This window comes from Undibacterium sp. KW1 (assembly GCF_009937955.1).
Classification (GTDB): domain Bacteria; phylum Pseudomonadota; class Gammaproteobacteria; order Burkholderiales; family Burkholderiaceae_D; genus Undibacterium.
In genome coordinates this window covers 4199956-4225343 of the sequence record NZ_AP018439.1, presented here as the reverse complement: position 1 = coordinate 4225343, position 25388 = coordinate 4199956, and the positions used below count along the sequence as shown (strand labels likewise).

Annotated in this window: 27 protein-coding genes; 13 read left to right on the top strand and 14 right to left on the bottom strand. The window is 53.6% G+C overall.

The window, feature by feature from the left end:
* Positions 1-66: 66 nt before the first annotated feature.
* A complete protein-coding gene (locus UNDKW_RS18895) occupies positions 67-2241 on the bottom strand; it encodes a metallophosphoesterase (RefSeq protein ID WP_197892931.1) in 2175 nt (724 codons plus the stop codon).
* Positions 2242-2458: 217 nt separating this feature from the next.
* Positions 2459-3916: an MFS transporter gene (locus tag UNDKW_RS18890; RefSeq protein WP_162059957.1), complete on the bottom strand. Its 1458-nt coding sequence runs from the start codon at positions 3914-3916 to the stop codon at positions 2459-2461.
* A 138-nt stretch (positions 3917-4054) separates the two neighbouring features.
* Between UNDKW_RS18890 and UNDKW_RS18885 the strand changes: the two genes are divergently transcribed.
* From UNDKW_RS18885 to UNDKW_RS18875, 3 genes are all read left to right on the top strand, one after another.
* Complete coding sequence (locus tag UNDKW_RS18885; protein WP_162059956.1) at positions 4055-4945, top strand: LysR family transcriptional regulator; 891 nt, start codon at positions 4055-4057, stop codon at positions 4943-4945.
* A gap of 291 nt (positions 4946-5236) precedes the next feature.
* A complete protein-coding gene (locus tag UNDKW_RS18880; RefSeq protein ID WP_162059955.1) occupies positions 5237-5830 on the top strand; it encodes a hypothetical protein in 594 nt (197 codons plus the stop codon).
* A 1-nt stretch (position 5831) separates the two neighbouring features.
* Positions 5832-6644, top strand: a complete 813-nt coding sequence (locus tag UNDKW_RS18875; protein WP_162059954.1) for a transglycosylase SLT domain-containing protein — start codon at positions 5832-5834, stop codon at positions 6642-6644.
* 72 nt (positions 6645-6716) lie between these two features.
* Here the strand turns inward: UNDKW_RS18875 and UNDKW_RS18870 are convergent, their stop codons facing one another.
* On the bottom strand, positions 6717-7697 hold the full coding sequence (locus UNDKW_RS18870) for a hypothetical protein (protein WP_162059953.1): 981 nt from the start codon (positions 7695-7697) through the stop codon (positions 6717-6719).
* A 531-nt stretch (positions 7698-8228) separates the two neighbouring features.
* Between UNDKW_RS18870 and UNDKW_RS18865 the strand changes: the two genes are divergently transcribed.
* The 3 genes from UNDKW_RS18865 (at position 8229) to UNDKW_RS18855 (ending at position 9785) form a co-directional block, all read left to right on the top strand.
* Entirely contained in the window at positions 8229-8717 is a 489-nt protein-coding gene (locus UNDKW_RS18865) for a hypothetical protein (RefSeq protein ID WP_162059952.1), read from the top strand.
* Positions 8718-8806: 89 nt separating this feature from the next.
* On the top strand, positions 8807-9217 hold the full coding sequence (locus UNDKW_RS18860; protein ID WP_162059951.1) for a DUF4259 domain-containing protein: 411 nt from the start codon (positions 8807-8809) through the stop codon (positions 9215-9217).
* Positions 9218-9221: 4 nt separating this feature from the next.
* Positions 9222-9785 carry a hypothetical protein gene (locus UNDKW_RS18855; protein WP_162059950.1) on the top strand — a complete coding sequence of 188 codons (564 nt, stop codon included), beginning with the start codon at positions 9222-9224 and terminating at the stop codon, positions 9783-9785.
* A gap of 122 nt (positions 9786-9907) precedes the next feature.
* Here the strand turns inward: UNDKW_RS18855 and UNDKW_RS18850 are convergent, their stop codons facing one another.
* The gene (locus UNDKW_RS18850; protein ID WP_162059949.1) at positions 9908-10546 is read right to left on the bottom strand and encodes an alanyl-tRNA editing protein; all 639 of its coding nucleotides are present in this window, start codon (positions 10544-10546) and stop codon (positions 9908-9910) included.
* A gap of 454 nt (positions 10547-11000) precedes the next feature.
* Positions 11001-11810, bottom strand: coding sequence for an AraC family transcriptional regulator (locus UNDKW_RS18845; RefSeq protein ID WP_162059948.1), 810 nt, complete (start codon positions 11808-11810; stop codon positions 11001-11003).
* A gap of 241 nt (positions 11811-12051) precedes the next feature.
* Between UNDKW_RS18845 and UNDKW_RS18840 the strand changes: the two genes are divergently transcribed.
* Together UNDKW_RS18840 and UNDKW_RS18835 are read left to right on the top strand one after the other, a co-directional pair.
* Positions 12052-12204, top strand: coding sequence for a hypothetical protein (locus UNDKW_RS18840; protein WP_162059947.1), 153 nt, complete (start codon positions 12052-12054; stop codon positions 12202-12204).
* Positions 12194-12484, top strand: a complete 291-nt coding sequence (locus UNDKW_RS18835; protein WP_232063046.1) for a hypothetical protein — start codon at positions 12194-12196, stop codon at positions 12482-12484. The genes UNDKW_RS18840 and UNDKW_RS18835 overlap by 11 nt, the downstream gene beginning before the upstream one ends.
* 114 nt (positions 12485-12598) lie before the next feature.
* Here UNDKW_RS18835 and UNDKW_RS18830 read toward each other — a convergent pair whose 3' ends face one another.
* The 4 genes from UNDKW_RS18830 to UNDKW_RS18815 form a co-directional block, all read right to left on the bottom strand.
* Complete coding sequence (locus tag UNDKW_RS18830; RefSeq protein ID WP_162059946.1) at positions 12599-12967, bottom strand: DUF4124 domain-containing protein; 369 nt, start codon at positions 12965-12967, stop codon at positions 12599-12601.
* Between the two features lie 118 nt (positions 12968-13085).
* Entirely contained in the window at positions 13086-13367 is a 282-nt protein-coding gene (locus UNDKW_RS18825; RefSeq protein WP_162059945.1) for a hypothetical protein, read from the bottom strand.
* A 101-nt stretch (positions 13368-13468) separates the two neighbouring features.
* Positions 13469-13732 carry a SemiSWEET transporter gene (locus UNDKW_RS18820; protein ID WP_370529038.1) on the bottom strand — a complete coding sequence of 88 codons (264 nt, stop codon included), beginning with the start codon at positions 13730-13732 and terminating at the stop codon, positions 13469-13471.
* 8 nt (positions 13733-13740) lie between these two features.
* The gene (locus UNDKW_RS18815) at positions 13741-14250 is read right to left on the bottom strand and encodes a flavin reductase family protein (RefSeq protein ID WP_162042452.1); all 510 of its coding nucleotides are present in this window, start codon (positions 14248-14250) and stop codon (positions 13741-13743) included.
* Between the two features lie 196 nt (positions 14251-14446).
* Here UNDKW_RS18815 and UNDKW_RS18810 point away from each other — a divergent pair, with 196 nt between their 5' ends.
* The 5 genes from UNDKW_RS18810 (at position 14447) to UNDKW_RS18790 (ending at position 18936) form a co-directional block, all read left to right on the top strand.
* A complete protein-coding gene (locus tag UNDKW_RS18810) occupies positions 14447-14836 on the top strand; it encodes a hypothetical protein (RefSeq protein ID WP_162059944.1) in 390 nt (129 codons plus the stop codon).
* An 80-nt stretch (positions 14837-14916) separates the two neighbouring features.
* The gene (gene miaB / locus UNDKW_RS18805; RefSeq protein ID WP_162059943.1) at positions 14917-16257 is read left to right on the top strand and encodes a tRNA (N6-isopentenyl adenosine(37)-C2)-methylthiotransferase MiaB; all 1341 of its coding nucleotides are present in this window, start codon (positions 14917-14919) and stop codon (positions 16255-16257) included.
* Positions 16254-17366 (top strand): PhoH family protein, encoded by a 1113-nt coding sequence (locus UNDKW_RS18800; protein ID WP_162062023.1) that lies wholly within the window; start codon positions 16254-16256, stop codon positions 17364-17366. Before miaB ends, UNDKW_RS18800 begins: the two co-directional genes overlap by 4 nt.
* A complete protein-coding gene (gene ybeY, locus UNDKW_RS18795; RefSeq protein WP_162059942.1) occupies positions 17350-17820 on the top strand; it encodes an rRNA maturation RNase YbeY in 471 nt (156 codons plus the stop codon). The genes UNDKW_RS18800 and ybeY overlap by 17 nt, the downstream gene beginning before the upstream one ends.
* A 219-nt stretch (positions 17821-18039) precedes the next feature.
* A complete protein-coding gene (locus tag UNDKW_RS18790; RefSeq protein ID WP_162059941.1) occupies positions 18040-18936 on the top strand; it encodes an ion channel in 897 nt (298 codons plus the stop codon).
* 1 nt (position 18937) lies between these two features.
* Here UNDKW_RS18790 and UNDKW_RS18785 read toward each other — a convergent pair whose 3' ends face one another.
* From UNDKW_RS18785 to UNDKW_RS18765, 5 genes are all read right to left on the bottom strand, one after another.
* Entirely contained in the window at positions 18938-19294 is a 357-nt protein-coding gene (locus tag UNDKW_RS18785; RefSeq protein ID WP_162059940.1) for a DUF1304 domain-containing protein, read from the bottom strand.
* A 111-nt stretch (positions 19295-19405) separates the two neighbouring features.
* Positions 19406-20476: an NAD(P)/FAD-dependent oxidoreductase gene (locus UNDKW_RS18780; RefSeq protein ID WP_162059939.1), complete on the bottom strand. Its 1071-nt coding sequence runs from the start codon at positions 20474-20476 to the stop codon at positions 19406-19408.
* Positions 20473-22197 (bottom strand): ferritin-like domain-containing protein, encoded by a 1725-nt coding sequence (locus tag UNDKW_RS18775; RefSeq protein ID WP_162059938.1) that lies wholly within the window; start codon positions 22195-22197, stop codon positions 20473-20475. Before UNDKW_RS18775 ends, UNDKW_RS18780 begins: the two co-directional genes overlap by 4 nt.
* A 22-nt stretch (positions 22198-22219) precedes the next feature.
* Complete coding sequence (locus tag UNDKW_RS18770) at positions 22220-23551, bottom strand: radical SAM/SPASM domain-containing protein (RefSeq protein WP_162059937.1); 1332 nt, start codon at positions 23549-23551, stop codon at positions 22220-22222.
* On the bottom strand, positions 23548-25206 hold the full coding sequence (locus UNDKW_RS18765) for a hypothetical protein (protein WP_162059936.1): 1659 nt from the start codon (positions 25204-25206) through the stop codon (positions 23548-23550). Before UNDKW_RS18765 ends, UNDKW_RS18770 begins: the two co-directional genes overlap by 4 nt.
* Between the last annotated feature and the right edge of the window lie 182 nt (positions 25207-25388).

Sequence of the window (25388 nt, the reverse complement as noted above, 5' to 3'; positions counted from 1 at the left end):
ATGGCAAATTTGCGAATCATAAAAATTCATCCCGCTTGCCCAGGGCAAACGGGAAGAGCAAGCGCTTTAGTTAAAACTTGCAGAGCTAGTATTGGTATTCGTCAACGTCTGGGTTTTGAAGTTGACGGTGAAGCGGTCGCTGGGTTTGCCTGAGCCCAGTCCTTTGAGGATGCTGAATACTTGCTTGAACTGGTTTTGGAAAAGCACGTTGACCGCATTCTGGTCTGAGGGTTTGCCGTCGAGCATGCTGATGGCAGCCGGGTTGGCTGGGAAGGCGTTCATCAGAACCTTGTATTGCTTGACCCTGTCTGTGCCCATGTCACGCAAGGCGAGTTCGCCGGCATAGACGGTGCGGTGGAAGTCGCCATAGAATTCATAGGCGCTGATCTTGGCGAAATCATCCAGCTTATAACCTGCAGCAGTGGCGAGTTGTGTGGCCTTGGTGGTGGCCAGCGTCCAGTCGGCAGTCAATTGGCTGGCTGAGACAGGCGTGCCGCTGTTGGTGCCGCTATTGCCTTTAGACATGCAGGTGGCCGTCAAAGGCAAGACGCCGGGGATGTCTTTCAATTGTGCGAACGTGACCTGGGTTTGCAATTGCGACAGGATCAGCATTTGTTTGGCGTCGAGGCTGGTGGCGGCTTCTTTCATTTCGCAGGGCCAGTATTCATCCATGAAGCGCAGGCGTGACAGTTCACCAAAATAAAAGCGGGTGAATTCGCCATAGGATTTGGTGGCGAGTATGTCTTTGCTCCAGCGTTTGCTCACATCAGCGGCGAGGCTGCTGTTTTGCAGGTAGTCGTACTCGGTCTGGTAATACTTGAAGAGTTCGTTGTAGCGCCCCACGTTGTTGAGGGATACGGTTTCGATATCGACAGTATCCTGGTCCTTGTATTTGACAATCTTGTAGGCGGCACCAAATACGGCCAGTGAGGGTGACTGCACGTTGACGAAGTAATTGCCAGATGCGTCCTTGTAATCATTTGTGCCATTGAAGTGCATGTGACCGCCCATGTGCAATTGCATGCCTGTGGCTGCGAGGGCGGTGGTGGTTGCCTGGTCAGGCACGCGTGCCACCTGGAAGGCGCCTGACTTGAAGACGGCCTTCATGGTATCAGTCTGGTTGGCGTAAAAATCCATGGTCGGATAATGCGAGAAAGCAATCAGGCGCTTGCCCTGAGATTTGGCGCGGGCAGTGACGGTCTTGATCCATGCCAGCAAATGTTTTTTATGCGTCAGTACTTTGTTCCAGCCCGCATTGCCTGCACCATCAAAGCCTTTGAAGGCTTTGGCATTGACGGGGTCAAATGCGCTGTTGGGGATATGGACATTGGCATCAATCGAGAGCAGCCAGACACCCTTGACAGGTTCTACCAGATAGCTGGAATCGATAATGTTGGTGCATTTGGTAAATGCCTTGCCCAGATTCTTTTCGCCTTCGGCCTTGTAGCTGCCGCCTTCGCCTTCTGCGCAAATTTCAAACTGGCGGTTTTTTACATCGGCGCTGCTGAGTGCTGCGTCATAGGTGTAGGTGGAATTGGCATAACTGGAAAACGGGGTTTCCCAATACACGTCGGCCTTGTTGGGCATGTAGCCAAATTCACCCAGTTGGGCGATCAGTTTTTCGTAGCCCAGTTCCATTAACTGGTTGGTACAGGCGACAGTGGCGTCCTGTGATTTGCAGCCGGAATAATTGACGGCATAAACTTTTTGTTCCTTGCCTTCGGCCGTCAAGAAATCATTTTTGCCAGCTTCGTCATCGTCATATGGCTCATTAGGATCATGATTGCCGGGCGCGATAAAGAAGCGCATGCCTTTGGCCTGGTATTCTTTCAAGATGGCGGCAATGCCATCGATGTTGACGGGTTGTGCATCATCTGAATAATCGCCTGACAATGCCACCAGCCTGATGCCGCGTGCATAGGCATCGTCCAGCGCACCACGAAAGGCAAAGTAGTTTTCATTGAACAGGCGGGTGGAAGTCAGTTGCGCATACATGGTGCGTATGGTGGCAAATTTGCCGTCACCAGTCGGTATGCCAGAAAACTTGGCGTTCTTGAGGTCGCCATAGACGTTTTCAAAATGCACGTCAGACATGACGGCCACTGCAGGCGTTTCAGCCACGGGTTCTGGTGTGGGTGCTGCGGCATCCTTGCTGTTGCCGCAGGCGACCAACGCCAGTGGCAAACATAATGAAAGCAATTGCTTTGCGGCCTTGCTCTCATTTAAAAAACGAACATTCATGGTCATTCCTGTCACAGGTTCAGAGACTCACCTGGCACAGGAGTACCAGGCGGAGATGGATAGTGGGACTATTGCAGGGACGTAAGATGAGAGACACTAGCCGCCTGCATGGGCTGGCATTGTAAAGTTGCTTGATGACAAGACGGTGACGATGCTTATCAGGTGTTGCGGCAAATGCTGTGTTGCCTGAAATGAGTTCTGAGATTGACTGCCTTGTTCAAACTGTGTGATTTGACTTTGCGAGCAATCTCCCTGTCCCGGCAATGCCCAGTGCCATCACCAGCATCACCCCCGCCACGATAAACGTGATCTGCATGCCAGTTGCAATCGCTGCTGGCGTAGCCGCTCTGATGCCGCTGCTCGCTGTTACATAGGCAAATACCGCGCCCATCAAAGTTGCTCCCGTGATGAGGCCGAGGTTGCGGGACAGGTTGAGCATGCCGGAGATAAGGCCGCGCTGATTCGGGGCGATGTCTTGCATGACGGCGGTGTTATTGGCGGCCTGGAAAAGCTGGTAGCCGGGTGTGAGTATCGCGATGGCGATGATGTAGCCGGTGATTCCTAGGTTAGCGGGCAGCAGGGCGAGGGCGAATGCACCTGTGACCATGGCGACGAGCCCGGTGGCGACTGTGGCCTGTGCGCCCATGCGATCTACAATGCGGCCTGCGATGACGCCGCTGCAGGCGGAGATGACGGGGCCTATGGACATGACCAGGCCGACCATGGCGTCGCTCAGAGCCAGTGAGCGTGACAGGTAGAAGGGGCCGACCACCATCGTGGCCATCATGACGGTGGCGACCAGGGTATTCATGGCCAGGCTGGTGCTGAGTGTGATGTCGCGGAACAGGGCGGGGCGTATCAGTGGTGATGCGACTTTGGTTTCTACCAGTATGAACAACGCCGCGCCAAGGATGGCGGCAAGCAGCAATGCCAGATTCAGTGCGCCAAAATGTCCGCGACCCAGCGTCATGGCGAGGGCATAAGCGGTCAGGGTCAGCGCCAGCAAGAGTGTGCCGATGTGATCAAAACGTGCGCTGGCTTTGTTATCGGCTTTGTTACGGGCTTGCTGGTCTTGCGGCAGGTAACGTCGTGCCAGAAAAAAACTCAGGATGCCCAACGGTAGATTGATCAGGAAGATGGCGCGCCAGTCGATACCTGCAATCAGTATGCCGCCCAGCGAAGGGCCAAGAGCAGTACCAACGGCAGACATGGTGCCCAGCAAACCCATGGCGCTGCCGGTTTTCTCTTTGCTGACGGTTTCACCGACAAAGGCCATGGTCAGTGCCATCATGATGGCGGCCCCCAGGCCTTGCAGGGCGCGGGCAGCGATCAGCATATTCAATGTGGGTGCTGCGCCGCACAGGGCAGAAGCTACCGTGAACAGGGCAATGCCGGCCAGTAACAGGCGTTTGCGCCCCATCATGTCGCCCAGGCGACCCACGCTGACGATGAGGGTGGTGATGGCGAGCAGGTAGGCAACGACTACCCATTGTACTTGCTGGAATGAGGCATTGAATACGTGGGTAAGGGTTGGTAATCCTACATTGGCGATGCTGGTGCCCAGTGAAGACAGCAGCATCGACAGGGACAGGCTGGCGAGTATCCAGCGCACCTGTTGCGATGCCTTGGTGCTTGTCGATGTTGCAAGGGCTTCTGGGATGGATGTGGCTTTCATTTTTTGACTGACTAGAGTAGCGATGCTTGATCATAGGCTTTTACGATATAAGGCGGAAGACGCACGGTTTGCACTGTATTCATGCATTTGACGCTATGTTGTTGTTCATGCCATGTCAAAGTGCGTTAGAATAAACGCATGTCTATCCCCGACCTGAACCTGTTGATTACTCTCGATGCCGTACTTGCCGAAGGCAGCGTGGCGCGTGCTGCTGCCAGGCTGCGGCTGAGTCCATCTGCCATGAGTCGCGCGCTGGCACGCTTGCGCGAGACCACGGGTGACCCTTTGCTGGTCAGGGCAGGGCGTGGCCTGGTGCCCACACCGAGGGCGCTGGAGTTGCGTGAACAGGTTAGCCAACTGGTGCAGGATGCACAGGCGGCATTGCGCCCGGTTACACAGCTTGATCTTGCGAAATTGACGCAGACTTTTACCCTGCGCACCAGCGATGGTTTTGTCGAAAACTTTGGGCCCGCCCTGATTGCACGCATCAGTGCAGAAGCGCCAGGTGTGCGTCTGACTTTCATGCCCAAGCTCAACAAGGACAGCGCGCTCTTGCGTGATGGCACAGTCGATCTGGAAACCGGCGTGGTTGGCGATTCCATCAGCCCTGAAGTGCGTACCCGCGCCTTGTTCCGTGACCGTTTTATTGGCGTCATGCGCATGAGGCATCCCTTGAGTCAGCTTGTGATGACGCCAGCCGTGTATGCATCTGGCCAGCACGTACTGGTGGCTCGCCGCACCCAGAGCAAGGGGATGATGGCAGATGCCTTGAAGCCGTATGGGCTGGAGCGCGATGTGCTGACTACCGTGGGCGGTTTTTCTGCAGCGCTGGCCCTGGCGCGGGCGTCTGATTTGATTGCTACTGTGCCTGCGCGACATACGGGCAATTTGCGGGCGGGCATGCATAGTTTTGAGCTGCCGTTTCCTGCGCTGGAGATTACTGTCTCGATGTTGTGGCACCCGCGTATGGATGCTGATCCTGGGCACCGGTGGTTGCGGCAGTGTTTGTGGGAGGTTTGTGCGGGGTAGGGCGGAGATGAGTGGGACTTCTGTCAGCGGACGCGCTTAAACGTACTTCACGGCTTAACGAGACTGGATGCCAGATCGAGTCTGGCATGACGGTTGGGGGGCTGGTGCTTGGTGGTGGAGATTGCCGTGTGTTGGAGAGCACGGCAAAGGCTATATTTATCTGGCACGGATAATCTATTTTGGCTGCCGCTTCTAATTTTATATAAAAACAAAAGTAAAATATATTTTATTGTAGAATAGGTACTGCTGATGCTTTTTCCCCTTGCCACATACTTCAAGAAGTGGATGCCTATGAATAACTACTTTCCTGGCAGTTTTCGTTTGTTGAGCAGTCTTGTCCTTGGGGTGGCCTTGCTGCCTGCTATTGCCAATGCGCAAGTGACGGCCAAATCAACTACCTATATCACTGAAGCCAGCCTGCATTGTGATGAGCTCAATGTCACTGTTGAAACCTATTGCGAAGCTAATGAACGTCTGGATGGCGCATGCTTCCTGCAAAAGGTGAAGCTGCGCCAGTCTGGCACAGACAAGTTTTCTGAAAAACTGTATCTCTACGAAGATTACCTGAAAGACCGTTCACTGATTACGCAACTGGCTTGCGTCAAGGGTAAAGGGGGCAAAGGTAAAGAAGATAAGTCGCGGAACAAGATCGTATTGAGTTCCACCAACCTCGGTAACTGCAAGTCTTGCGAGTGGGATGATTATTTTTCTGAGACTGGTGTTTTCCTTGGTTCCAGCCGCGAAAAATTTGGCGCGACGAATTTCAAGCCCAGGGCCTTGCCTGGCAATCTTCTGCAAAGACACGGTTTTGTGCTGGATGATAATGGACGTTTCACTGAAATTGAAAAAGTATCAGTAAAACGCATACAGCGCGAGGGGAAGTAAGATGGCAGGCGCAAAGCATCATAAAACCAAGAACTTTAGCCATAACGGCGATCCACTGACGGCAGACTCCCAGGGCGACAGCCGCACCTGGGGTGATGCCAATGATCACGTCAAGTTTCAAGTGCAAAAAGAAATTGTGCAGCAGGCGGGCAAGGCCAATCTGTCACAAAAGGACACTGCCAATTTGCTGGCGCTGGCCGAGGTGGAGTCCGGCTTCAACCCTGACGCTGCAACGACTTCACGCAAGTCTTCTGCATCCGGTGTGTTTGCCATTACCGACAGCACGGCCAAAGATGCCGCAGAGAGACTGAGCGGCACCAAGCGCATAGGTGGCTATGAAGTGGCCGACAAATACGACAGGTTCAACACGGCATCGAATGTGTCCTACGGTATTGCGGTTTATCTGGATAAAAAGAAGGTTGCCGGATCTGATGATGTCGGCGATATCTACAAAGCCTGGAATACCAACCCGGCAGAATACAATAAATTGCTGACGCGCCTGGACAAACATGCGACGCAGTATGACAAAGACCTGACCAACAAGGTTTGGGATGGCCCAGGCCCGGCAGCACCCGTCAAACCCGCAACGCCCGCCAAGCCTGGTGAAACAGCAGAGTCAGCAAAATCCACCAAACCAGAAGTAGAAACACCAAAAAAATCTGGCGATGTGTTGTCAACCATCCCGCTGGTGAACAAGGCGGGGCAGGATGCAGACAAAAACTGGAATATGCTGATGGGTACGGATTCGCCGTCCAGCCGCATGATGATGCGGGTGCCAGAGCCGGTGAAGAAAGAAACTGTCAAGCCGCAATAGCTTGAAAATAGATGCGAGTATATGGCGGACGCTGGGAGGGCTTCCGTCATAAATATCATTGTCTGCGTAGCGCTAAGTTTTCCGTAATTGGTCCCACGTAGTTCCAAACGCCCACTTGAAGCTCCGTATGCCGCGTTGCATGGCATTGCCCAACATCAGCACTTGTTCGCCTTCCACATTTGTGCCACGCAAAGTTGGGTCGAAGATTTCAAATGCCCGGCCAGCCTGGGCGGGGCGATATGGAAAAGCTATTTTCAACTGTAAAGGCGATTTGCCGTAAGTATAAAGAATGACTATCACCGCATCGAAACGGCCTTCTTCAATATCAGCGTAACCATCATAAGAAAACACTTGCCATGTTGCACCGTCCTGGTTTTTCTGGCAATCAACACCATACTGCAAAGCCTGTTCAGGGCTTTCACCTGGCAGGCCAGACATCAGCGCGCACCAGGACATGGGCGCTGTTGAGCGCAGCATCAAGGGCAGCACTGCACCGCCGTCAGCCACCATCATCATTTGCCATGAGGCAGCCCGCCCCAGGGCCTGCATGCCTGTCCACCAAATGACAGGCGCATTACGTTCGAGTTGCTGTATCAGGCTTGTGACATAGTCTGCAGCTTTTGATTGCTGGCTGTCTGCAAATATCTCTGCTTCTATCCAATCCAAAGGCATAAATGCGACGCCCTGGTCAGGCGCAAGGGCAATCAGCCGGGCAAGCGGCTCGTTGGGTAATTGCATGCCAGCCGGTAATTCCTGGAGTGCCGATGCCTTGTCATGCCAATCGATATGCGCGCCAGTACGGCGACGCAGGACTTCAATCACATGATAGGCAATCAGGGCGCAAAAGTTGCGACCTTGCAGCGACCCTTGCATGTCGTCCCGGGATGGCTTTACACGTTCCCGCATGGCTGCAAATAATTGGTCCAGCCGGTGTAAACCTTTGTCCGAATAATCAAGCTGGGCTTGCTGCAAAGCTTTGGCAAATTTCCAGCCACCTTCTATTTCGCCACCGCTGGCATAGGCATCCAAAAAACTTTTGGCTGTTTCATTCATGTCGCAATCTTTCGGTGTGTTACTGAGGTGCCCAAGGTAAAAGTATCTGCTGTCTTTCGTCTTGGGAACGCCATTTTTTAGATGGATTGTAACGTATCAGTCAAACAGCAAAGATGTTGCCACCCATATTGAGAGGATAAGATTAAGTGATCAGGGCTTAAAAGAATTGCTCTGACCGATGCCTCAAATTTATAGTGTGGCTTATGACAATACCTGCTAAAGAATTTAAAAAAAACACAGGGTGCAAGCATCTGGCGTGTACTTGAGCGCCTGACGGTGACGCATGAAGAGCTCAGCCCTGAAGTGCATCGCGGCATCAGCTTTGGCTGGCCGCTGGTATTGTCCAGTCTTAAATCGCTACTGGAAACCGGGCGCGGTATCGATTACTGAGCTGGTTTTCACAGGGCTGCGCAAAATTGGCAGTGATCGCCTGATTTTGCCTGATCGCGCCTGATATTGTCTGGTTGACCATCCTCCCTGGTCATCGTATGCTGCTGCTTGATTATCTTTGCGCAGGAGCGTACATCTTTCATGCCGGTTACTCCATTTCATTTTGGTCTCGGTGCTGCCCTCAAGGCGGCAGCGCCGCGCCACGTCAGTTTTTTGTCTTTCTCTGCCGTGAATGTGTTCATTGATGTGGAGTCTGTATATAACCTCATGCATGCGCGCTTCCCTGTGCATGTTTTTTTCCATACCTATCTTGGTGCAGCTTTGCTGGCGGGTTTTACGGTTTTGCTTTTCCTGCTGGCACGCTGGTGTGCGCGACGATTTTATCTGCCCAATTTTTATCACTGGCAGCAACTGACCTTGTTGCAGGTCAGTATTGGCGCCTTGCTTGGTGCTTTGTCCCATGTGGTATTCGACAGCATCATGCATGCAGACATACGGCCCTTGCATCCTTACAGTGATGAAAATGTCTTGTATGAAATCTTCCCTTTGATGTACCTGCATTTGCTCTGCGTGTTTTTTGGTGTGCTGGGCGTGATAGGGGTGTATGTGCGCAAGGCGGATGAAGGTTGATGTCTTGATCCACCTTGGCGCAACCGGATTTTTTTAACAGAAGGGTAGTTTTGCCTTCCAGCGAATATTTCAAATTTAGGAAAACTGATATGGGTGCCTGGGCTGCCGATTCTTTTGGAAACGATACTGCATGTGACTGGGCTTATGCCATTGAAGACTGCAATGATCTGTCACTGGTAGAAGAAACGCTGGACAAGATATTGCAGGAAGGCGATGGCTATATTGATGCTTCTGATGCAGAAGAGGCGATTGCCGCTATTGAAGTGATTGCCAGATTACAGGGCAACTGGGGCATGCGCAATGCGTACAGTGAAAGCGTCGATAAATGGGTCAGAAAAACAAAGCTGGTGCCGGGTAAGGAGCTGGTCGAGAAAGCCCATCAGGTGATTGCCAGAATCCTGGGGGATGAATCTGAACTCAAGGAACTTTGGGAAGATTCCAAGCTGTCGAATGAATGGACGGCGTCTGTGCAGGAGTTGGCGGGGCGGGTGAAGCTTTGATGTTATGGATGAAGATAAAAATAAAAATTTTTTGTTGCTGATTTTTTCTCTTGTCGAGTCAAAGTATCTCTCCGTTGCAGAGATCAACAATCTCGCAAGCGTGGCAGGCGTGGCAAGTGAGCTTGAAGTAATGCCAGAGTTTTCGCTCATTGAACTGGCTGCGTGCCAAACAGCAGATGAGGCGCAGGATATTTTACTGGAACAAATGAGAGAGCAGCATGTCGTTTTTGACGAGCGCTATGTGTCGCTTTTTCTGGGTTTTTTGTATCTGGGTGTTCAGGAGGGGAAAATATCTTTATCAGAGTTCGAAGCTGAGCTAGTCGATGTTATTGATGGTTATAGTAACTACATGATTTTGACGATAGAAGACTTCTGTCATGATTTCTCGCCGTTGAATTGCCTGCCAGACCAAAACACAGCGTTAGGTTGCTACCTGATTGATGCAGCAGAAAAATCCAAATCTGCATTTTATGCGACCATTGCTGAAAACTTGATTTTATTATTGCCAAGAAAAATGTGGTGCGGGGATATGCACATGTCAATGCCGAAGACATCACCCAGAAAGTGAAGCGGCTAGCAAAGATCGTCCGTGCGATATAGTGCGCGGTAGGCATCATGCGGCCACCGAGGGTGCCTCTGGTAAAGCCGCGTAGCTGTTTGCAGCGAATTTTATAAAAAATTACTGGAAGATCATGCCGGGGCAAGCTCATAGTGTACTGATACTTGCCCCTTTTTTTCCTTGATCCTGGTAATGTTGACCTGGCCGATTTGGCCAGTGGACAGCACATGCGTACCTCCGCAGGGATGGGCAGGCAAGTGGCCAAAACCAATCTGTCGTTGCCCTGCTTGCAGGCTGGTGTGGCGTGGCAGGTCTGCAGTGATCCAGGTCTGGATTTGTTGCGCCAGTTCGTCTGCGGGCAAGGCGGTGGTGGTACCATCATTTTCAAAGACTACCCTGGCTTCGCCTGGCCAGTGATGTGCCTTGACGGGTCGCCATCCAGCCAGTTCACCATAGCAGCCTATCAGGTGGCCTGCTGAATGGAGCTGGGTATGCAGCCTGCGAGTTTCTGGACAAACTTCAATCAGGGTAGCGCCGACGGCGACAGGGTAACCGGTGACATGAACAATCTGTTCACCATTTTGAAACACCCGTTTGACCTTGACCCCGGCAATGCTGCCTACATCGGAAGGTTGCCCTCCACCTTGCGGATGAAACAGGGTGGCTGCAAGAATGATCTCATATTCGCCTTCCTGTGTTGGCGTGCACAGTTTTACTTCCGTGTGCATGCTGAGCTCATCGCTCTTGAAATAGTGGCGCTCTGTCGTCATGCAAATTCTCCTTGGTGGTGGGCATGAAAATCCTGTTTTTGCCTGGAGCATGCTCCAATTGGGGTATGATAAGAGCAGGACTGGCGCGGTGGATTGTAAAAAATTGACTATTAGAACTCATTTCATAAATAGGGTGAGATGCGTTTGCCTCATAGCGTGGGCTGGCAAGGGTAAAGCAGGGGTTTCGTGCAGCATGCTGCGCGCCTGCGTACGATGTGCGCTTACCAGCGCACATGCGTCCTGCAAGGAGACGAGGCAGTCAATAGCTTTGCCTATTGATAACGAGTCCAACGCTGTCCAGCACGCGCTATGAGGTAAACCCTCCGGGAACTGACGATTTGGGCGCATTGCGGCGTTGTGGCCCTCGCTAAGGCAGGAGCCTTAGCAGCGGACCACGCCTTACACTGCATCCCAAATCGTCTTGTTCGCACTCATCCTATTTATGAAATGAGTTCTAGTACGAGGACGGTGCGACCCCGTAGGCCTGTCTGAAAGCGCGGTTAAAATGGCTTTGATCATAAAAGCCCACCAGTTGTGCCACATCGGCGATGGTCTGCGGATTTTTTCCCAGTAATGAACAGGCGTACTCCAGCCGCAGTCTGACCAGCCAGGCGTGGGGTGTCATGCCTATGCTGTTCTTGAATTGACGCAAAAAATGGAATGGGCCGAGGCCACAAATGCCCGCCAACTCATCCAGGCTTATTTTTTTTGACAGATGCGCCACGCAGTACTCCTTGATGCGCTGGTATTGCCAGGGGGCGAGGCCACCTTTGATGTTCTGGGGCTGTATGGTTTTGGATTGCGTGAAGATAAAATCCAGCAAGGACAGCCAGTCCGACTGTATCGCCAGAGGAGACGCGTCTTTATCCGCATACATGCTGTCATGCAGACGCAGTAGATGGGCGGCCTGTACGGGGTCTTCCAGCATCGTTCCCATCAGAGCCGGTTCACGGTTTGTTCCAGAGAGTTCTTCTGTGACCTGGTTCACGAGGTCAAATGGCAGGCGAAAGGTCTTGAGCGTATAGGTATCACCATCCTCTGCCATGCCATCATGGATTTCACCCGGTGGCATCAGGACGATGCAACCATCGCCCACCAGCACCGAGTTCCCCCGGAATTCCTGGCGTTGCACACCTTCCGTCACCAGGCCGATGTGGTAGTCGAGATGATAATGGCGGTCGAAGTGAAATTCTGAAATCCGGCTAGCACTCAGGACCAGTCCAGGCACCTGTGGAACGCGTTGGTAATGTATCTGATCTTTCATTGTATTAATAAGGCATGCTGATACAGCAACGGCTGGATTTATTAATTGCGTGCTTCAATTTGCTTGCACCACCTGCAAAGAGAAAATGGCGTTACGTGCCAGGTGAGCATACCTCAATTTCACCTTGGTGGTGTGGCGGTAGTTGAGTCCTGCTTGAAGAAACAAAAACAAGAAGCAAGGATTTCATGTCTGTAAGGCTGGGTGCGCCAGCGTACAGATGATTCTAAGGAATGCGTCTATCTTGGTAATAAGCACCCTCATAGGCTCACAGACCAATGCGGGTTTTGCAACCAGGATGGAGAGCATCGTGACACATATTATTGCCGGACGGCTGCAGCAACAGGACCAGGTACAGCAGGCTGCAGAAATGGGAGTGACGGGCCGTGAGCTCTAGACATGTGAATCTGGACAGCAAGAATCGCAAGCAGGCCAATGCTGGTGAAGCCACGGGTCGGGGCGTTGATGGATCTGCTCAGGCCGCACGGGTCAAAAACAATGAAGCCTTGCTACCACACGAGCGTGATCAAACGACGGATGGCAAGACAGTGCCGCGTAAAGTTATGAAGCAGGCATTAATTGACTTGCAGGAGGGTAAGGTCGATACTGACATGCATGGTGCACGCGGTGTAGAGTCGGTTGTCAGGCCGGTGGCGACAGCTGCTCCCAAGCCTTAGCCTGGAATACAAAAGGCCCAGTCTGCGAGCTGGGCCTTTGTTTGAGCGGATTTACGGTTTTACAGGGTTTACTCCGGGCAAGCCCGGGTCTCTCTGAATCTGCTGACTAGCGTTTTACTTGTTGTATTCAAGCTTATGAGGGGCATTGGTGTAAGTCGTCAATTGCCTGGACTTGACACCTGCGGGCATGGGCGCTGTCAGGAAATTGTGAATGGCACGTTCATTGTCAGCTCTTCTCTCGCGCTCGGCATGGCGTTGATTAAAAGCTTCATTCTGTGCGGCCCAGTTGGTTTCCTGCACTTTTTCTGAGCCCACATATTTTTGGTTGGCCTTGACGGATTTTCCATTGACGCTGGATTTGGGGCAGACATTGTCGGTAAAAGTCACACGCCCGTCGCTAGCTACGCATCTTTGTACTTGGGCAAATGCGCTATTTGCCAGTGCCATCACGATGGCGGCAGATAAAAGCTGTGAGAGTTTCATGCAGAATGCCTCAGGTTCCGGGTCGTCATCAAGGCCCCAAGCTTCTCACATCCTGGCTTTGGATTCAAGCAATCGCCAATACATCAATTAATTTGCTGCTTTTGCCTGTTTTTACCTGTTATTGCTGTTGCTGATAACGCTGCTTGGCACAGTTTTTTATGAGGCTCAGTATGGATTGGTGAAAGTCGTTGAGCACCATCTTGCACCACAGATCACCATACGTCTTCAATTGTGACTTGTTGATGAAGCGGGTACTCAAACGCAGTTCTGTACCGCCATCTTTTGCCTTCAGGTCGTAGCCGCCATCAATGACATCGACATATTCACAGCTCATTTCCACATGCCTGTCGAGGGCATACTTGGTTATGCCTGCCGGGCAGGATATGAAAGCGTTATGCATGGCGGCGGGTCTTTGTCAGGTGGTGATGATTTCTTCAAAGCGCACATCTTTTTCCCAGCGCGAAGTTCTGGCTGGAGCCAGGACTGGAAAATTTACCTGATTTACTTATAGACCAGTTTCATCACGAGGATAAACATGGCCAGCATGAGTGTGATCATATTGGCGATGATGATGGGCAGGGCGCTGAGCATGAGACCATACACCAGCCACAGCGTGATGCCGAGGACGAGGATGATGTACATGCAGAGGGAAACTCCTTCTGCCCGTTTGCGCCGCCAGGTCAGCCAGGCCTGGGGCACGAAGGCGGTCGTCGTCAGGCAGGCGGCAATGTAGCCGACCAGGTCGACAGGCAAAATGGTCGTCATGGATGTGTCTATTCTTTGGTGGGGCGCAGGAACTGGCCGGAATGGAACACCAGCGGTGCCTGTTTGGTGAATTCGCAATGCTCGACTTCGCCAACGAAAATGACATGATCACCCTCAGGGTAGCGGCTGCGGTTATGGCATTCAAACCAGGCAGAAGCACCAGTCAGGATAGGGTGACCGGTACGTGACAGTGTGTAATCAACACCTGCAAAGCGGTCAGTCTTGCGGCTGGCAAACTGCTCGGCCAGCCAGGCTTGTTCGGCAGACAGGATATTGACTACATAATGAGAATTGCCGCTGAACACGGGCAGGCTGTTGGCGGCCGTGCCCAGGCTCCAGAGTATCAGGGGCGGGTCCAGCGAGACAGAATTGAAGGAGGAGGCGGTCAAACCCAGGAACTGGCCATCTGCCAGCCGGGTGGTGATGACAGTGACGCCAGTGGCAAATTGCGACAGGGCATCCCGGAAATGGCGGGTATCAAATTCTCGCTTTTCAGAGCGGGGTGAGCGGGTGTGCATGAGTTTCCATCGTTCTTTTTTTGCCATTATCACAGATTTTGGGCCATTTTGGCTTTTTGCGGCTGCAAGTGCTGCTATGCTGCAATAGGAAGTGTGGCGCTGACTGTGTTAAACTTGCAGGCTTGCCGGTTTCCCGAGGTTTTGACCTAAGTAGTTGATTCCTTTGAATTTAATCCCCACCAAGAGGTGCCGAGGTATGCCTATGCTGCTGGCTTTACGCCGTGTAATGATGATGTTCATGCTGGTCTTGCTGGCAATGACGAGTTTGCAAGGTTTTGCACAAATACCGGATGAACGTAATTTTCCGGAGAATACCAAGCGCGGCGTATTGAATATGTCGCAATATCCCGATGTACTGATTGATGGTAAAGCCAAAAACACGGCACCGGGTTTGCGTATTTATGATGACCAGAACCTGTTTATCTCACCTACGCAAATTACCGGTAATTACGTCATCATCAATTATCTGGAAGATAATTTTGGTGATGTGTCCAGGATCTGGATTCTGAACGAAATTGAGCGCAAGAGGGTATTACCAGCCGCGAAGGAATGGGTACCGCAAATTTTTAAAAATACCAACATGTGATGTGGCGCTGGCTCAGGGGAGCAGTGCAAGGCAACATGGATTATGTCAGTCCCTTGAGTATGTAGAGCGTGTAGAAAATTATGCAAAAAAAAGTATTTATCAAAACCTTCGGCTGCCAGATGAACGAGTACGACTCGGACAAGATGGCAGATATTCTCAATGCCAATGACGGTATGGTGAAAACCGATACACCCGAAGACGCCGACGTGATCTTGCTGAACACCTGCAGCGTGCGTGAAAAAGCATCCGAGAAAGTATTTTCTGACCTGGGCCGCCTGCGTGAACTCAAGCGCAACAAACCGGATTTGCTGATAGGTGTCGGTGGTTGCGTGGCTTCGCAAGAAGGTGATGCGATTATCAAGCGCGCCCCTTATGTCGATGTAGTGTTTGGCCCGCAAACCTTGCACCGTTTGCCACAGATGATAGATGCGCGCCGCAATTCTGGCCGCTCGCAGGTCGATATCAGCTTCCCTGAAATTGAAAAGTTTGACCACATGCCACCGGCCCGCGTCGAAGGCGCAAGTGCCTATGTGTCCATCATGGAAGGTTGCAGCAAGTATTGCAGCTATTGCGTCGTCCCCTATACCCGTGGTGAAGAAGTTTCGCGCCGCTTTGATGATGTGCTGGCTGAAGTGGCTGGCCTGGCCGAGCAGGGCGTCAAGGAAATTACCCTGCTGGGGCAAAACGTGAATGCCTACCGTGGCACGATGGAAGATGGCGAAATCGCTGACTTTGCGCTGCTGATTGAATACATCGCTGAATTCCCGCAGATAGAACGCATACGCTTTGTCACCAGCCATCCCAAGGAATTTACCCAGCGCCTGATCGATTGTTATGCCAAGGTGCCCAAGCTGGTCAATCATCTGTACCTGCCCGCCCAGCATGGCTCTGACCGTATCCTGTCGGCGATGAAGCGTGGTTACACCGCCATCGAATACAAATCCGTCTTGCGCCGCCTGAAGCAGGTGCGCCCGGATATTGCTGTGTCGTCTGACTTTATCGTCGGCTTCCCTGGTGAGACAGATGAAGACTTTGATGCACTGATGAAGCTCATCAATGACATTGGTTTTGATAACAGCTTCAGCTTTATCTTCAGCCCGCGCCCTGGCACGCCAGCGGCGAATCTGGCTGACGATAGCCCGGCAGAACTCAAATTGCGCCGCCTGCAGCATTTGCAGTCAGTGATTGATGCCAATACCAAGAAATACAGCAATGCCATGATAGGTACGGTGCAGCGTATTCTGGTAGAAGGCCCATCGGTCAAAGACCCGAATGAATTGCAGGGCCGCACCGAGAATAACCGCGTCGTCAATTTCGCGGGTTCCAAAGACCTGGTCGGTACGCTGGTGAATACCCGCATCACCGAATCCTATAATTATTCCTTACGCGGCGAACTCGTCGAAGAGGCAGTGACAGCATAATGGCAAAAACACCCGTGCCGGTAGCGCACTTCATCCCTCAACCTCTGGACAATACCCGCCTGGCACATCTGTGCGGGCCTTTGGATGAGAACTTGCGGCAGATATCATCGGCACTGGATGTGACGATATTTCGCCGTGGTGAAAAATTTATCGTCAGCGGCCACAATGCCGAGAAAGCGATAGAGATACTTGAACATTTCTATGGTCTGGCGAAAAAAATCATCACCATCGATGAAGTGCAGCTGGCCCTGGTAGAGCAACGCGCCAGCAAGAGCCTCAAAAAAGGCAAGGGCGGCAAAGATCAGGAAGATGTTATCCCTGCCGATGCCGTCGCGGTGGATGCACCACTGCCGGAAGATGCCGACATCGAAAGCCCTATGCTCAAAACCCGCCGCAGCGATTTGCGCGGGCGCACGCCGCATCAGAACCATTACATCAAGACCATACTCGAACACGACATCAGCTTTGGCATAGGCCCGGCTGGTACTGGCAAGACTTATCTGGCCGTTGCCTGCGCCGTGGATGCGCTGGAGCGTGATGCCGTCAAGCGTATCGTGCTGACCCGCCCTGCGGTGGAAGCAGGCGAGCGCCTGGGGTTCTTGCCGGGTGATCTGGCGCAAAAGGTCGATCCATATCTGCGCCCCTTGTACGACGCGCTGTATGACTTGCTTGGCTTTGACCGCACGCAAAAAATGTTTGAAAAACAGGTCATCGAAATTGCCCCGCTGGCCTATATGCGTGGCCGTACCCTGAACCATGCTTTTGTCATCCTCGATGAAGCGCAAAACACCACGCCGGAACAAATGAAAATGTTCCTGACGCGCATAGGTTTTGGCAGCAAGGCGGTAATTACTGGTGACCCTACCCAGGTTGATTTGCAGCGTAATGTGAAGAGTGGCCTCATCGATGCCTGCCAGGTACTCGATGGTGTACGCGGCATAGGCTTTACCCATTTTGGCAGTGTCGATGTGGTACGCCATCCGCTGGTCGCCCGCATAGTCGATGCCTATGAAAGTGCCAACGCCAATGCCACCGCCAACAGCGCCGCCATCGGCTTGCTGAAACCTGCAACTCCTTTAAGCTCTGCCCATCATGGTCGCAAAAAGTAAAACCGAAATTAAACCCAAGCTGACGCTGTCAGTGCAATATGCCGACAAGCGCCTGCAAGATATCCTGACCCGCCCGCTGATACGCAAGACCGTGCAGGCGGCGCTGTTCTTCCCGGCAGAAATCACCTTGCGCTTTGTCGATGCTGAAGAAGGCAGGGTGCTCAACCATGATTACCGTGGCAAGGACTACGCCACCAATGTGTTGACCTTTGCCTATACCGAGGATGAAGATGCTGAGGTGACGCAGGCTGACATCATCCTCTGTACCGATGTACTGGAGAAGGAAGCGGCCGAGCAAAAGAAAACCGTGCTTGAACATGCCCAGCATCTGATCGTGCACGGCGTCCTGCATGCCCAGGGTTATGATCATGAAGAGGATGATGAGGCTGAGGAGATGGAGGCGCTGGAGATAGAGATACTGGCGGGGATGGGGTTGAGTAATCCGTATCAGTGACGTTTTTTAAACTCCTTCCCCTTCAAGGGGAGATTTGTGGGAATTCGCAAAGCATGCTTTGCGCAACAAATTTCTAAGCAGCCTGCAAGCTGCGCGGTGGAATGGTTGGGATGGGGATGGGTTTCCGACGCAAATTAATCTATCGCTAATTAACCGAAACCCATCCCCACCCTAACCCTCCCCTTGAAAGGGAGGGGACTTCATCAGAAAGCCCCCAACATGACCCAACACAAACCGCATGGCCGTAGCATCAGCATGGGTGGCCGTTCTGTCGTTGCCTATGGTTTGCGTACGCAGTTCTGGCAAGATATTTACTACTATGCAATGACCTCTAGCTGGCCGGTGTTTTTTGCGGGCGTGGGTGTGGTGTTCCTGGTGTTGAACCTGTGCTTTGCCTCGCTATTCATGATGGGCGATAACCCAATCGGCAATTTGCATCCGAATAATTTTCTGGGGGCGTTTTTCTTTAGTGTAGAAACCTTGGCGACTGTCGGTTATGGCGACATGCACCCGCAAACTGTGTATGGGCATAGCATCGCCACGCTTGAGATTTTTGTCGGTATGGCGAGTGTCGCACTGATTACCGGCGTCATGTTTGCGCGTTTTTCACGCCCGCGCTCCAGCATTATTTTTGCGAATCACCCTGTCAGCCACATGATGGATGGCAAGCGGGTCTTGCTGATACGCCTGGCCAATGCGCGCATGAATATCATCAGCGAGGCGACCGCCAAACTACGCCTGATGCGGGATGAAAGCACGGCCAATATGGGCAGTTTTCGCAAGATCATCGACATGAAGCTGGAGCGTGAGCAGCACCCTATCTTTATCCTCGGCTGGACGGTCATCCATGTCATTGATGAAAGCAGCCCGCTGTTTGGCATGGATGAAGAAGCCCTGCACGCTTGCAGGGCTTCGCTGATACTGAGCATAGAAGGGGTCGATGACACCACCAACCAGCCGCAAAGGGCGCGCCACTACTACCCTTGCAGCCAGATACACTGGAACCATCGCTATGTCGATGTTTTTGAAAGCAACCGTGATTCAGACCAGGTCCAGCACATCCACTATACTCGCTTCCATGACTCGGAAGAGATCGTCGATGTGCCGGAAAACTGAATTAAAAGTGCAGCAGCACTAAAGCCAGCAAGGCTGGTGCTGCCTGTATGTAGAGGATACGGCGGCTGACGGAATATGCACCATAGGCACCAGCCACGATGACGCAGGTCAGGAAGAAAATCTTCACATGAAAACCTTCATGGCCACCCATCAACAAGCCCCACACCAGGCCAGCGGCCAAAAAGCCATTGTATAAACCCTGGTTGGCTGCCAGCACCTTGGTGATTTCTGCTTTCTCGGGTGAGTTCTTGAAAGTACGCAAACCCATGGGCTTATCCCACAGGAACATTTCCAGTACCAGGAAGTAGATATGCAGGGCGGCGACGATGCCGGTCAGTATGTTGGCGATGAGATACACGGTGACTCCTTTTTGGCTATGTTATCGATGTTGTCGAGATTGTTTTCCATGCCCTGATACTAGTTGATCCCCGGCGATTTAAACAGTGTTGAAACTGACAGTCTTGGCGGTTTATGTGCGTGCCCGCATAATAAATTGCGCATAGTCTTGCCACGCAGTCTCCATGCCATACAGGCAGCTCCTGATCTGGTTCAGCAATGCCGTGGCGTGCAATTGCCGTTGTTGTGTTTGCCTTTGCTGAAAATTTGCCCTGGCCTGTGGCGTGCCCATTTCAGCTACACACAGTGCTTCTGACAAGCCACAGGACAAACCCTGGGACGACAGAATGTCACGCGCCAGTGCCGCATCACCGATTAGCACGCTGCGCTCAGATGTGGCCCATTGCAGCGACACCGGATGGGCCATGCCGCTATGAAATTCTGTCAACTGAGGCAAGCCTTGCAGTACCCAGTCAGCCTGAGTGCTCTGCAAGAGTTGCTGCAATTCTTCTGCACTGCCTTTGACTGCCTTGCCGCGCCCGACAAAAACCACATTCTGTACCTCGGGCGTAGCCAGGCTATACACATAACCCTCGGGTAGCGCTGCCAGCTTGAAGTGAGAATGGAAATGAGATTGAAAACTTCCGGACGGCCTTGTGTTGCCAGCCAGTGTGAACAGGCGGGCTACCCAGGGTTGCGGCGATTTGTCTATGCTGCTGGCGGTCCTGGCGGCGCGGCCACTGGCATCAATTAACAGGTCGGCGTGCCAGTTGTCACCATGGTCACTATCAGCGCCATGGGCACCGGCATCATGCAATTGCAGGCTTTGTTCGCCCAGGTGCAGGTGGATGCGCGGTTGCTGCAATAACTTTTGCCACAGGGCCTGCTCCAGTGCCGGGCGGTGTATGTGTACGGTCCTGGGGGTGGGCAGGGACATGCTGGCTTTGCTATCCCACTGTATCTGCCTGACTGCATGCGTCTGCCCGGCCCCGATCAGGTGAGGGTGAATACCATATTCGAGCAGCAATGCCAGCAGGCTGACAGGGACAGCCTCAATGCGGTAGCCGCCACCTTCAGCATCAACACTGGCAGGCGGGTCTGCGGCGAGTAATAACACAGGGCCGTGTCCTTGCCTGGCTGCACACAAGGCAGCCAGTATGCCAACCGGGCCATTGCCAAGCACTGCAACACGGTAATGCGTCATAATCTTGGTGGCGGCTCGACAGAGGTAAAACGAGTGTCGCTGATGGTATCGAAAGACAGAAGGAAACCCGCGTTGATCACGGCTCTGGCAGCGCTGCCAAAACCGTTGGCTGCCACCATGTCGCTACGCGCCGAGTTAATATCCACCGCCCCCTGGGGCATGCCTGCCTGGTAACCGGCATACAGTTTTTCCAGCAGGTTGCGGTAAGCTGTTTGCAGTGCCTTGTAGGCGCTGTTGCCGGCAGGTGCCTGTACCAAATTCTGGTGCAGATACTGGCTGGGCTGGAAACCTTGCAGCCATACCTGCATGTTCTCAAAGGTTTCAAAGTGGTCCTGCCCCTCGGCCATGATGTAACGTATGCTCTGGCAGTCTGCATCACTGCCAAAGCCAGGCTGGCGCAGAGTGGCGTAGATGCGTGCATATAAAGCATCTGCACTCTGGTTGCTCTGTTCCAGCGCCAGGAAATCCAGTATGGCTTGCCGGTCGAGTATCCTGGCACGTACCGGGCTTTGATTGCCTGCGGCATCAGGAATTGTTTTGGCTACTTGCAAAGCCGGTGTATAGGCAGGACCGTTCAGTGATTGCAGTACATTATTGACAGCCCGCAGGTGGCGCATTTCTCCATAGGCGATGCGCATGAGTTCAGCAAAGCTGGCTGCGACCCGGTTGCGCAAGCTGCCTGCTGCCAGGCTGGCCGGGCTGCGCAGCGAATAGGCCGCCGACAGGTATTCCTGTATCGCTGCCAGTTCCAGCCCGGCGGCATAACGCAGGTATAACTGTAATTCTTCTCTTGATGCCAGTGGAACTGCAGTGAACTTGCCTGGTTTGTAGGGGCGTATGGTTTCGCGGCCTTCCAGCACAAAGTTCAGGCTTTGCCATTGATGGTTGATTGCATAGTGGCCCAGTTCTTCCGGGGGAGTTGTATTGGCGGGTGAGGGTGGCGTGCTGCCTATGCTGCGGTCCAGCCTCTCCCATGGCACTGCTGCCAGCCAGGGTACGCCGGGCTCGCTGGCATCTGGCGTTGGTGGCTGGGCAATGTCGGGATGATTGCTGGCCCAGTAAAAGCAGCCACAGTCACGAAAATCATGGGTCCAGGGGCTGCACAGGGATTGCGTGAGCTCACCAGGTTCAAACATGGCAGCCAGGCTGCCTGTGCCACTCAGGTAGGTCGAGCGCCTGCCCTCCAGGCTGATGCTGCGGGTACCCAGCCGTATCGTCAGGCTGATGGCCGTATTTTCTGGCAGCAGGCGTACTGCGGTCCAGGCGTCCGGGGGCGCAGTGCTGGTGCTGGCGCTGGTACTAGTGCTAGTTGCGCTCGGTCGGCGCAGTTGAGCGATGTTCAGATCATGATTACCAAAGGGCCCGAAATTACCGTTGATCCTGCTAATGATGCAGGGCTGATTCTGGCTGATGCCCAGCGCCAGGTCGCGGTATTTTTGCGCGACTGCATCGGGTAGGGCAGCTGCCGTGACCGCAGTACTATCGACGGCCACAATGCGTATTTCTGTATTGGCGATATCGACTTCAAGGAAGGGGAAAAAACGTCGTTCCAGATTACGCAAGTCAGCTTCCAGTCCGGGATAACAATTACCGACGCCAGACTCCAGACGGGTAGAGACGGGATTGCCAGCAACCGGCGTAATGGCGCTGTCAGCAGTTTGTGTGCGGCGCAGGGCGGCAGCATTGCGAGGAATCAGTTTGATGATGTCGGGAAGGCTCATTTTATGTTCCTTATGTTCCAGTTTATGCTGGGTTGCTGGCACGTGGGGATGGCCGGCAATGGGTAAAATAATCTGGCCTGGCCTGGCTGAGTTCACAATAAGACTGCAGGCAAAAAGTCAGCCAGTGACGGATATAGTCGCAAGAGGCCTCGCTGCGGCTGGCTTTTTCCTGGTGACAGCCGCCTGAACACAGGTAGCGTGCCCAGCAAGTGTGGCAGTCGGTCTGGGCATGGACGTGGCGTTCCTGCAAAAAATGCAGGCGTTTGGGCGCATCCAGCGTATGCCGGTCACCCAGCCTGTAATCATGATTGCCGATCGCACGATGGCAGGCATACCAGTCGCCATCGCTGGCAACAGAAAAATAACCGCCACCTGCACCGCAGGGGTAAGGGCTGCTGGCACCGACATGCAATTGCTTCAAGGCTGTGGCGAAATTACTCTGGCGTATCTGTTGCCCCTGCAATGCGCGTTGCAGTTCTCGGCTGGCCAGGCTGATCATGGCTTGCTCATATACTGGCCAGTCTTGCTCCTGCAATGCCAGTGCCGAGCCGCTGCGCAAAGGCGAAAAGCCTATGTCCTGAAAGCCCAGTGCAGCAATGGCATCAAACTGCTGGCCCAGGTCAAGCGAGAGGCTGTTGGCCGTGGCGCGGGCCGCAAGTTTGCACATGCCGGGTTGGTCGAGCAAAGGCTGGCAGTGTTCGATGACTGCAGCAAAGGAATCGCGCTTGCCATTGAGCATGGGGCGCTGGCGGTTATGGACGACACTGCCGCCATCAATGCTGACGGTGACTGCAAAGCGATGGCGCCTCAGCAGTTCGTGATCTTCTGGCCGCAGCAAGGTGCCATTGGTGGTGACGGAATAGCGCAAGTCCAGTTGCCGCTGTTGTGCCAGCTGAGCACTGTAGTGCACGCACTGATGTATCAGTGCGCGGTTGACAAAGGGCTCGCCGCCTATGAAGCCCAGGGTCAGTGGCGCTTGTGGATTGGCGCCTGCCAGCAGGCGGTCTATGCTGCTGCGCGCCTGTTCCCAGTCCATGCCCTTGCTTTGCTTGCCCTCAAAATTACCCTGACTGGCATAGCAATAGCTGCAACCGAGGTTGCAACTGGAACTGACGTTCAGTGACAGGCTTTGTACAGTAGGCAGGCTTAGTGTGTCGAGGCTGACTTCATTATCCAGGGTGCGTGCCAGCATCTGGCTGAGCGCATGATCGAGGCTGATATCAGCATCAGTTTCCTGTTCGGGCAGGTCATAAATCTGGCTGTGCTGTACCACCAGCAAATGCTGACCCAGGCTGGACCTGAAGCGATAACTGCCAGGAGCCTGCGCCGCAGACGGGAGCGGTAACAGACTCATGGCTGGCCGCCAGGAGCAGCGGTGCCCATGCCTGCGAGGATTTCATCCAGCCTTTCATCGGCCCGCCTGGCGACAATGGCAGAACGCCCCAGTGGTGAGGTAACGGGGGTCTGGACGATCGCATCTACCCAGCTCATCAGCAGATCATATTGCCAGGTACTCAGCGTCAGCGGCAGCGCATTCGAGTTGCGCATCAGTGGCGGCATCTGCATGCTGGTGGCATTGGCTGTTTCTGGTGATCTCAGGTGAAAACTCTTGCGTATCAGTTCTTTCAGCCGGGTGGGGTGCAACTGTACAAAATCATGCAGGGCCTGCAAGTCAGACAGGTAGCGGTGGCGCGAACGAGCATGGCTGGTCAGTGGCAGGGGATCATCGGCATTGCCATTGGATAGCGCGAAATCGGGATTACGCAAAGGGTCACTGGCACCAAATGCCCGGAGTGGCAGGCGCATGCTGTCACCGGGGATGGGCTGGGGACGCCGTGCACCGGCGGGCAAGCGCATGGCCCTTAGTTCGCGGTAGTAATCGATGTTGAGCAGGCTCAGGGTTTCATAAGCGCGCTCGAACAGATCTTCTACCCAGCGCTCGCGCTCGGCTGTGCTCATGGCGGCATTGCGCTGGGCGATGTCGGCACTGCGGTCATTGATTTCATCCGCCATGGACAGGAAAGGCCTACGGTCCGGGGCAAAGTCGGGTGGGGCAACAAAGACATTGGCGGTGCTGCTGATGGTTCGCCCGGTCGCCCCAGGGAAGCGCAACGTGGCTTTGACCCTGGCTTCGCAGGTATCATCGACGACACCTAGCGACAGCTCGTCATTGGCATCATTGTCGTTGCCATCATGTGCGCCATCATAGGTATCCCAGGGTCTGACGATAGATGCCTGCGTGCCCGTGGTACCGCGCCAGCCTGCATCAGGGTTGAGGAAGTTGAAAGGCTCCAGTACCGGTGGTGCCGGAGCACCTGTGGGTGGCTGGTGATCCTGGCTGGTATCTGGCGGGCCATATACGCGACCCCGCGCTGGGGTAAAGCGAAAGCGAAATACTTCTACATTGACTGCTGCCAGCCAGGGCTGACCATTGCTGGGCTGGGGTTTGCTGAGCAAGAACTGTATGCTGCCTAGCGGGATATTGCGCCCCGCCGGTATCATGGGGTTGGCTGCTGTGGGCGGGCTGACAGCTAGCAAAGGGGTGTTGGCATGATTGTCTGCCCTTACTACCACAGGTGGATAGGTGCCAAAACGTAGCAGCGGGTTGGAGGCACGCCGGGCCGCCTTGTGGTTTTGCGCATTCACTTCCAGTGACAAGTTGGCAAGCGGTATCTTGAAGCGCTTCAACAGGGCTGGGGTCAGCGGAGCATCTGCCCAGCTGCTTTCTGCCGAGCCGGGCTCGCCCATTCTTGCCCATATTTCAAAGAAGGGCGCAACGGGCCTGATCAGTTCTCCATCACGCAGGCTGAGCTCAGTCGGCATATACGGCTCGACCGAACTGTCAGGCAAGATGCGCAGTGACCAGTCGGGGGCAATGACGGTTTCTGCATTGGCGCGCGGTGCCGGATTTTGTATCCACTGGAATGCCTCTTGCGGCGTACTGCTGCCACCCAGGCGGGCAATTGCCATGGGCGGATTGATAAAGATGGCCTGGATGATTGCTGACATGGATACTCTCCATTGGTAATTTGCTGTTACTGCATCTGGCACTTCTGTCGCTTTTATTACTGCTGTTATTTCAATGTCAGTGCAATTACCAGCGCCAGTGCGGTGTTTGCGATATGGCCTGGCTTTTTGCAGGTGAGGATGGTGGTTGCGCTTGTGCTTACTTAAGCTTGTACTTTGTCAGC

Coding starts and splice junctions, on each gene's coding strand:
- UNDKW_RS18895 (WP_197892931.1), bottom strand. CDS start 2,241: ATGAATGTTCGTTTTTTAAATGAGAGCAAGGCCGCAAAGCAATTGCTT.
- UNDKW_RS18890 (WP_162059957.1), bottom strand. CDS start 3,916: ATGAAAGCCACATCCATCCCAGAAGCCCTTGCAACATCGACAAGCACC.
- UNDKW_RS18885 (WP_162059956.1), top strand. CDS start 4,055: ATGTCTATCCCCGACCTGAACCTGTTGATTACTCTCGATGCCGTACTT.
- UNDKW_RS18880 (WP_162059955.1), top strand. CDS start 5,237: ATGAATAACTACTTTCCTGGCAGTTTTCGTTTGTTGAGCAGTCTTGTC.
- UNDKW_RS18875 (WP_162059954.1), top strand. CDS start 5,832: ATGGCAGGCGCAAAGCATCATAAAACCAAGAACTTTAGCCATAACGGC.
- UNDKW_RS18870 (WP_162059953.1), bottom strand. CDS start 7,697: ATGAATGAAACAGCCAAAAGTTTTTTGGATGCCTATGCCAGCGGTGGC.
- UNDKW_RS18865 (WP_162059952.1), top strand. CDS start 8,229: ATGCCGGTTACTCCATTTCATTTTGGTCTCGGTGCTGCCCTCAAGGCG.
- UNDKW_RS18860 (WP_162059951.1), top strand. CDS start 8,807: ATGGGTGCCTGGGCTGCCGATTCTTTTGGAAACGATACTGCATGTGAC.
- UNDKW_RS18855 (WP_162059950.1), top strand. CDS start 9,222: ATGGATGAAGATAAAAATAAAAATTTTTTGTTGCTGATTTTTTCTCTT.
- UNDKW_RS18850 (WP_162059949.1), bottom strand. CDS start 10,546: ATGACGACAGAGCGCCACTATTTCAAGAGCGATGAGCTCAGCATGCAC.
- UNDKW_RS18845 (WP_162059948.1), bottom strand. CDS start 11,810: ATGAAAGATCAGATACATTACCAACGCGTTCCACAGGTGCCTGGACTG.
- UNDKW_RS18830 (WP_162059946.1), bottom strand. CDS start 12,967: ATGAAACTCTCACAGCTTTTATCTGCCGCCATCGTGATGGCACTGGCA.
- UNDKW_RS18825 (WP_162059945.1), bottom strand. CDS start 13,367: ATGCATAACGCTTTCATATCCTGCCCGGCAGGCATAACCAAGTATGCC.
- UNDKW_RS18820 (WP_370529038.1), bottom strand. CDS start 13,732: ATGACGACCATTTTGCCTGTCGACCTGGTCGGCTACATTGCCGCCTGC.
- UNDKW_RS18815 (WP_162042452.1), bottom strand. CDS start 14,250: ATGCACACCCGCTCACCCCGCTCTGAAAAGCGAGAATTTGATACCCGC.
- UNDKW_RS18810 (WP_162059944.1), top strand. CDS start 14,447: ATGCCTATGCTGCTGGCTTTACGCCGTGTAATGATGATGTTCATGCTG.
- miaB (WP_162059943.1), top strand. CDS start 14,917: ATGCAAAAAAAAGTATTTATCAAAACCTTCGGCTGCCAGATGAACGAG.
- ybeY (WP_162059942.1), top strand. CDS start 17,350: ATGGTCGCAAAAAGTAAAACCGAAATTAAACCCAAGCTGACGCTGTCA.
- UNDKW_RS18790 (WP_162059941.1), top strand. CDS start 18,040: ATGACCCAACACAAACCGCATGGCCGTAGCATCAGCATGGGTGGCCGT.
- UNDKW_RS18780 (WP_162059939.1), bottom strand. CDS start 20,476: ATGACGCATTACCGTGTTGCAGTGCTTGGCAATGGCCCGGTTGGCATA.
- UNDKW_RS18775 (WP_162059938.1), bottom strand. CDS start 22,197: ATGAGCCTTCCCGACATCATCAAACTGATTCCTCGCAATGCTGCCGCC.
- UNDKW_RS18770 (WP_162059937.1), bottom strand. CDS start 23,551: ATGAGTCTGTTACCGCTCCCGTCTGCGGCGCAGGCTCCTGGCAGTTAT.
- UNDKW_RS18765 (WP_162059936.1), bottom strand. CDS start 25,206: ATGTCAGCAATCATCCAGGCCATCTTTATCAATCCGCCCATGGCAATT.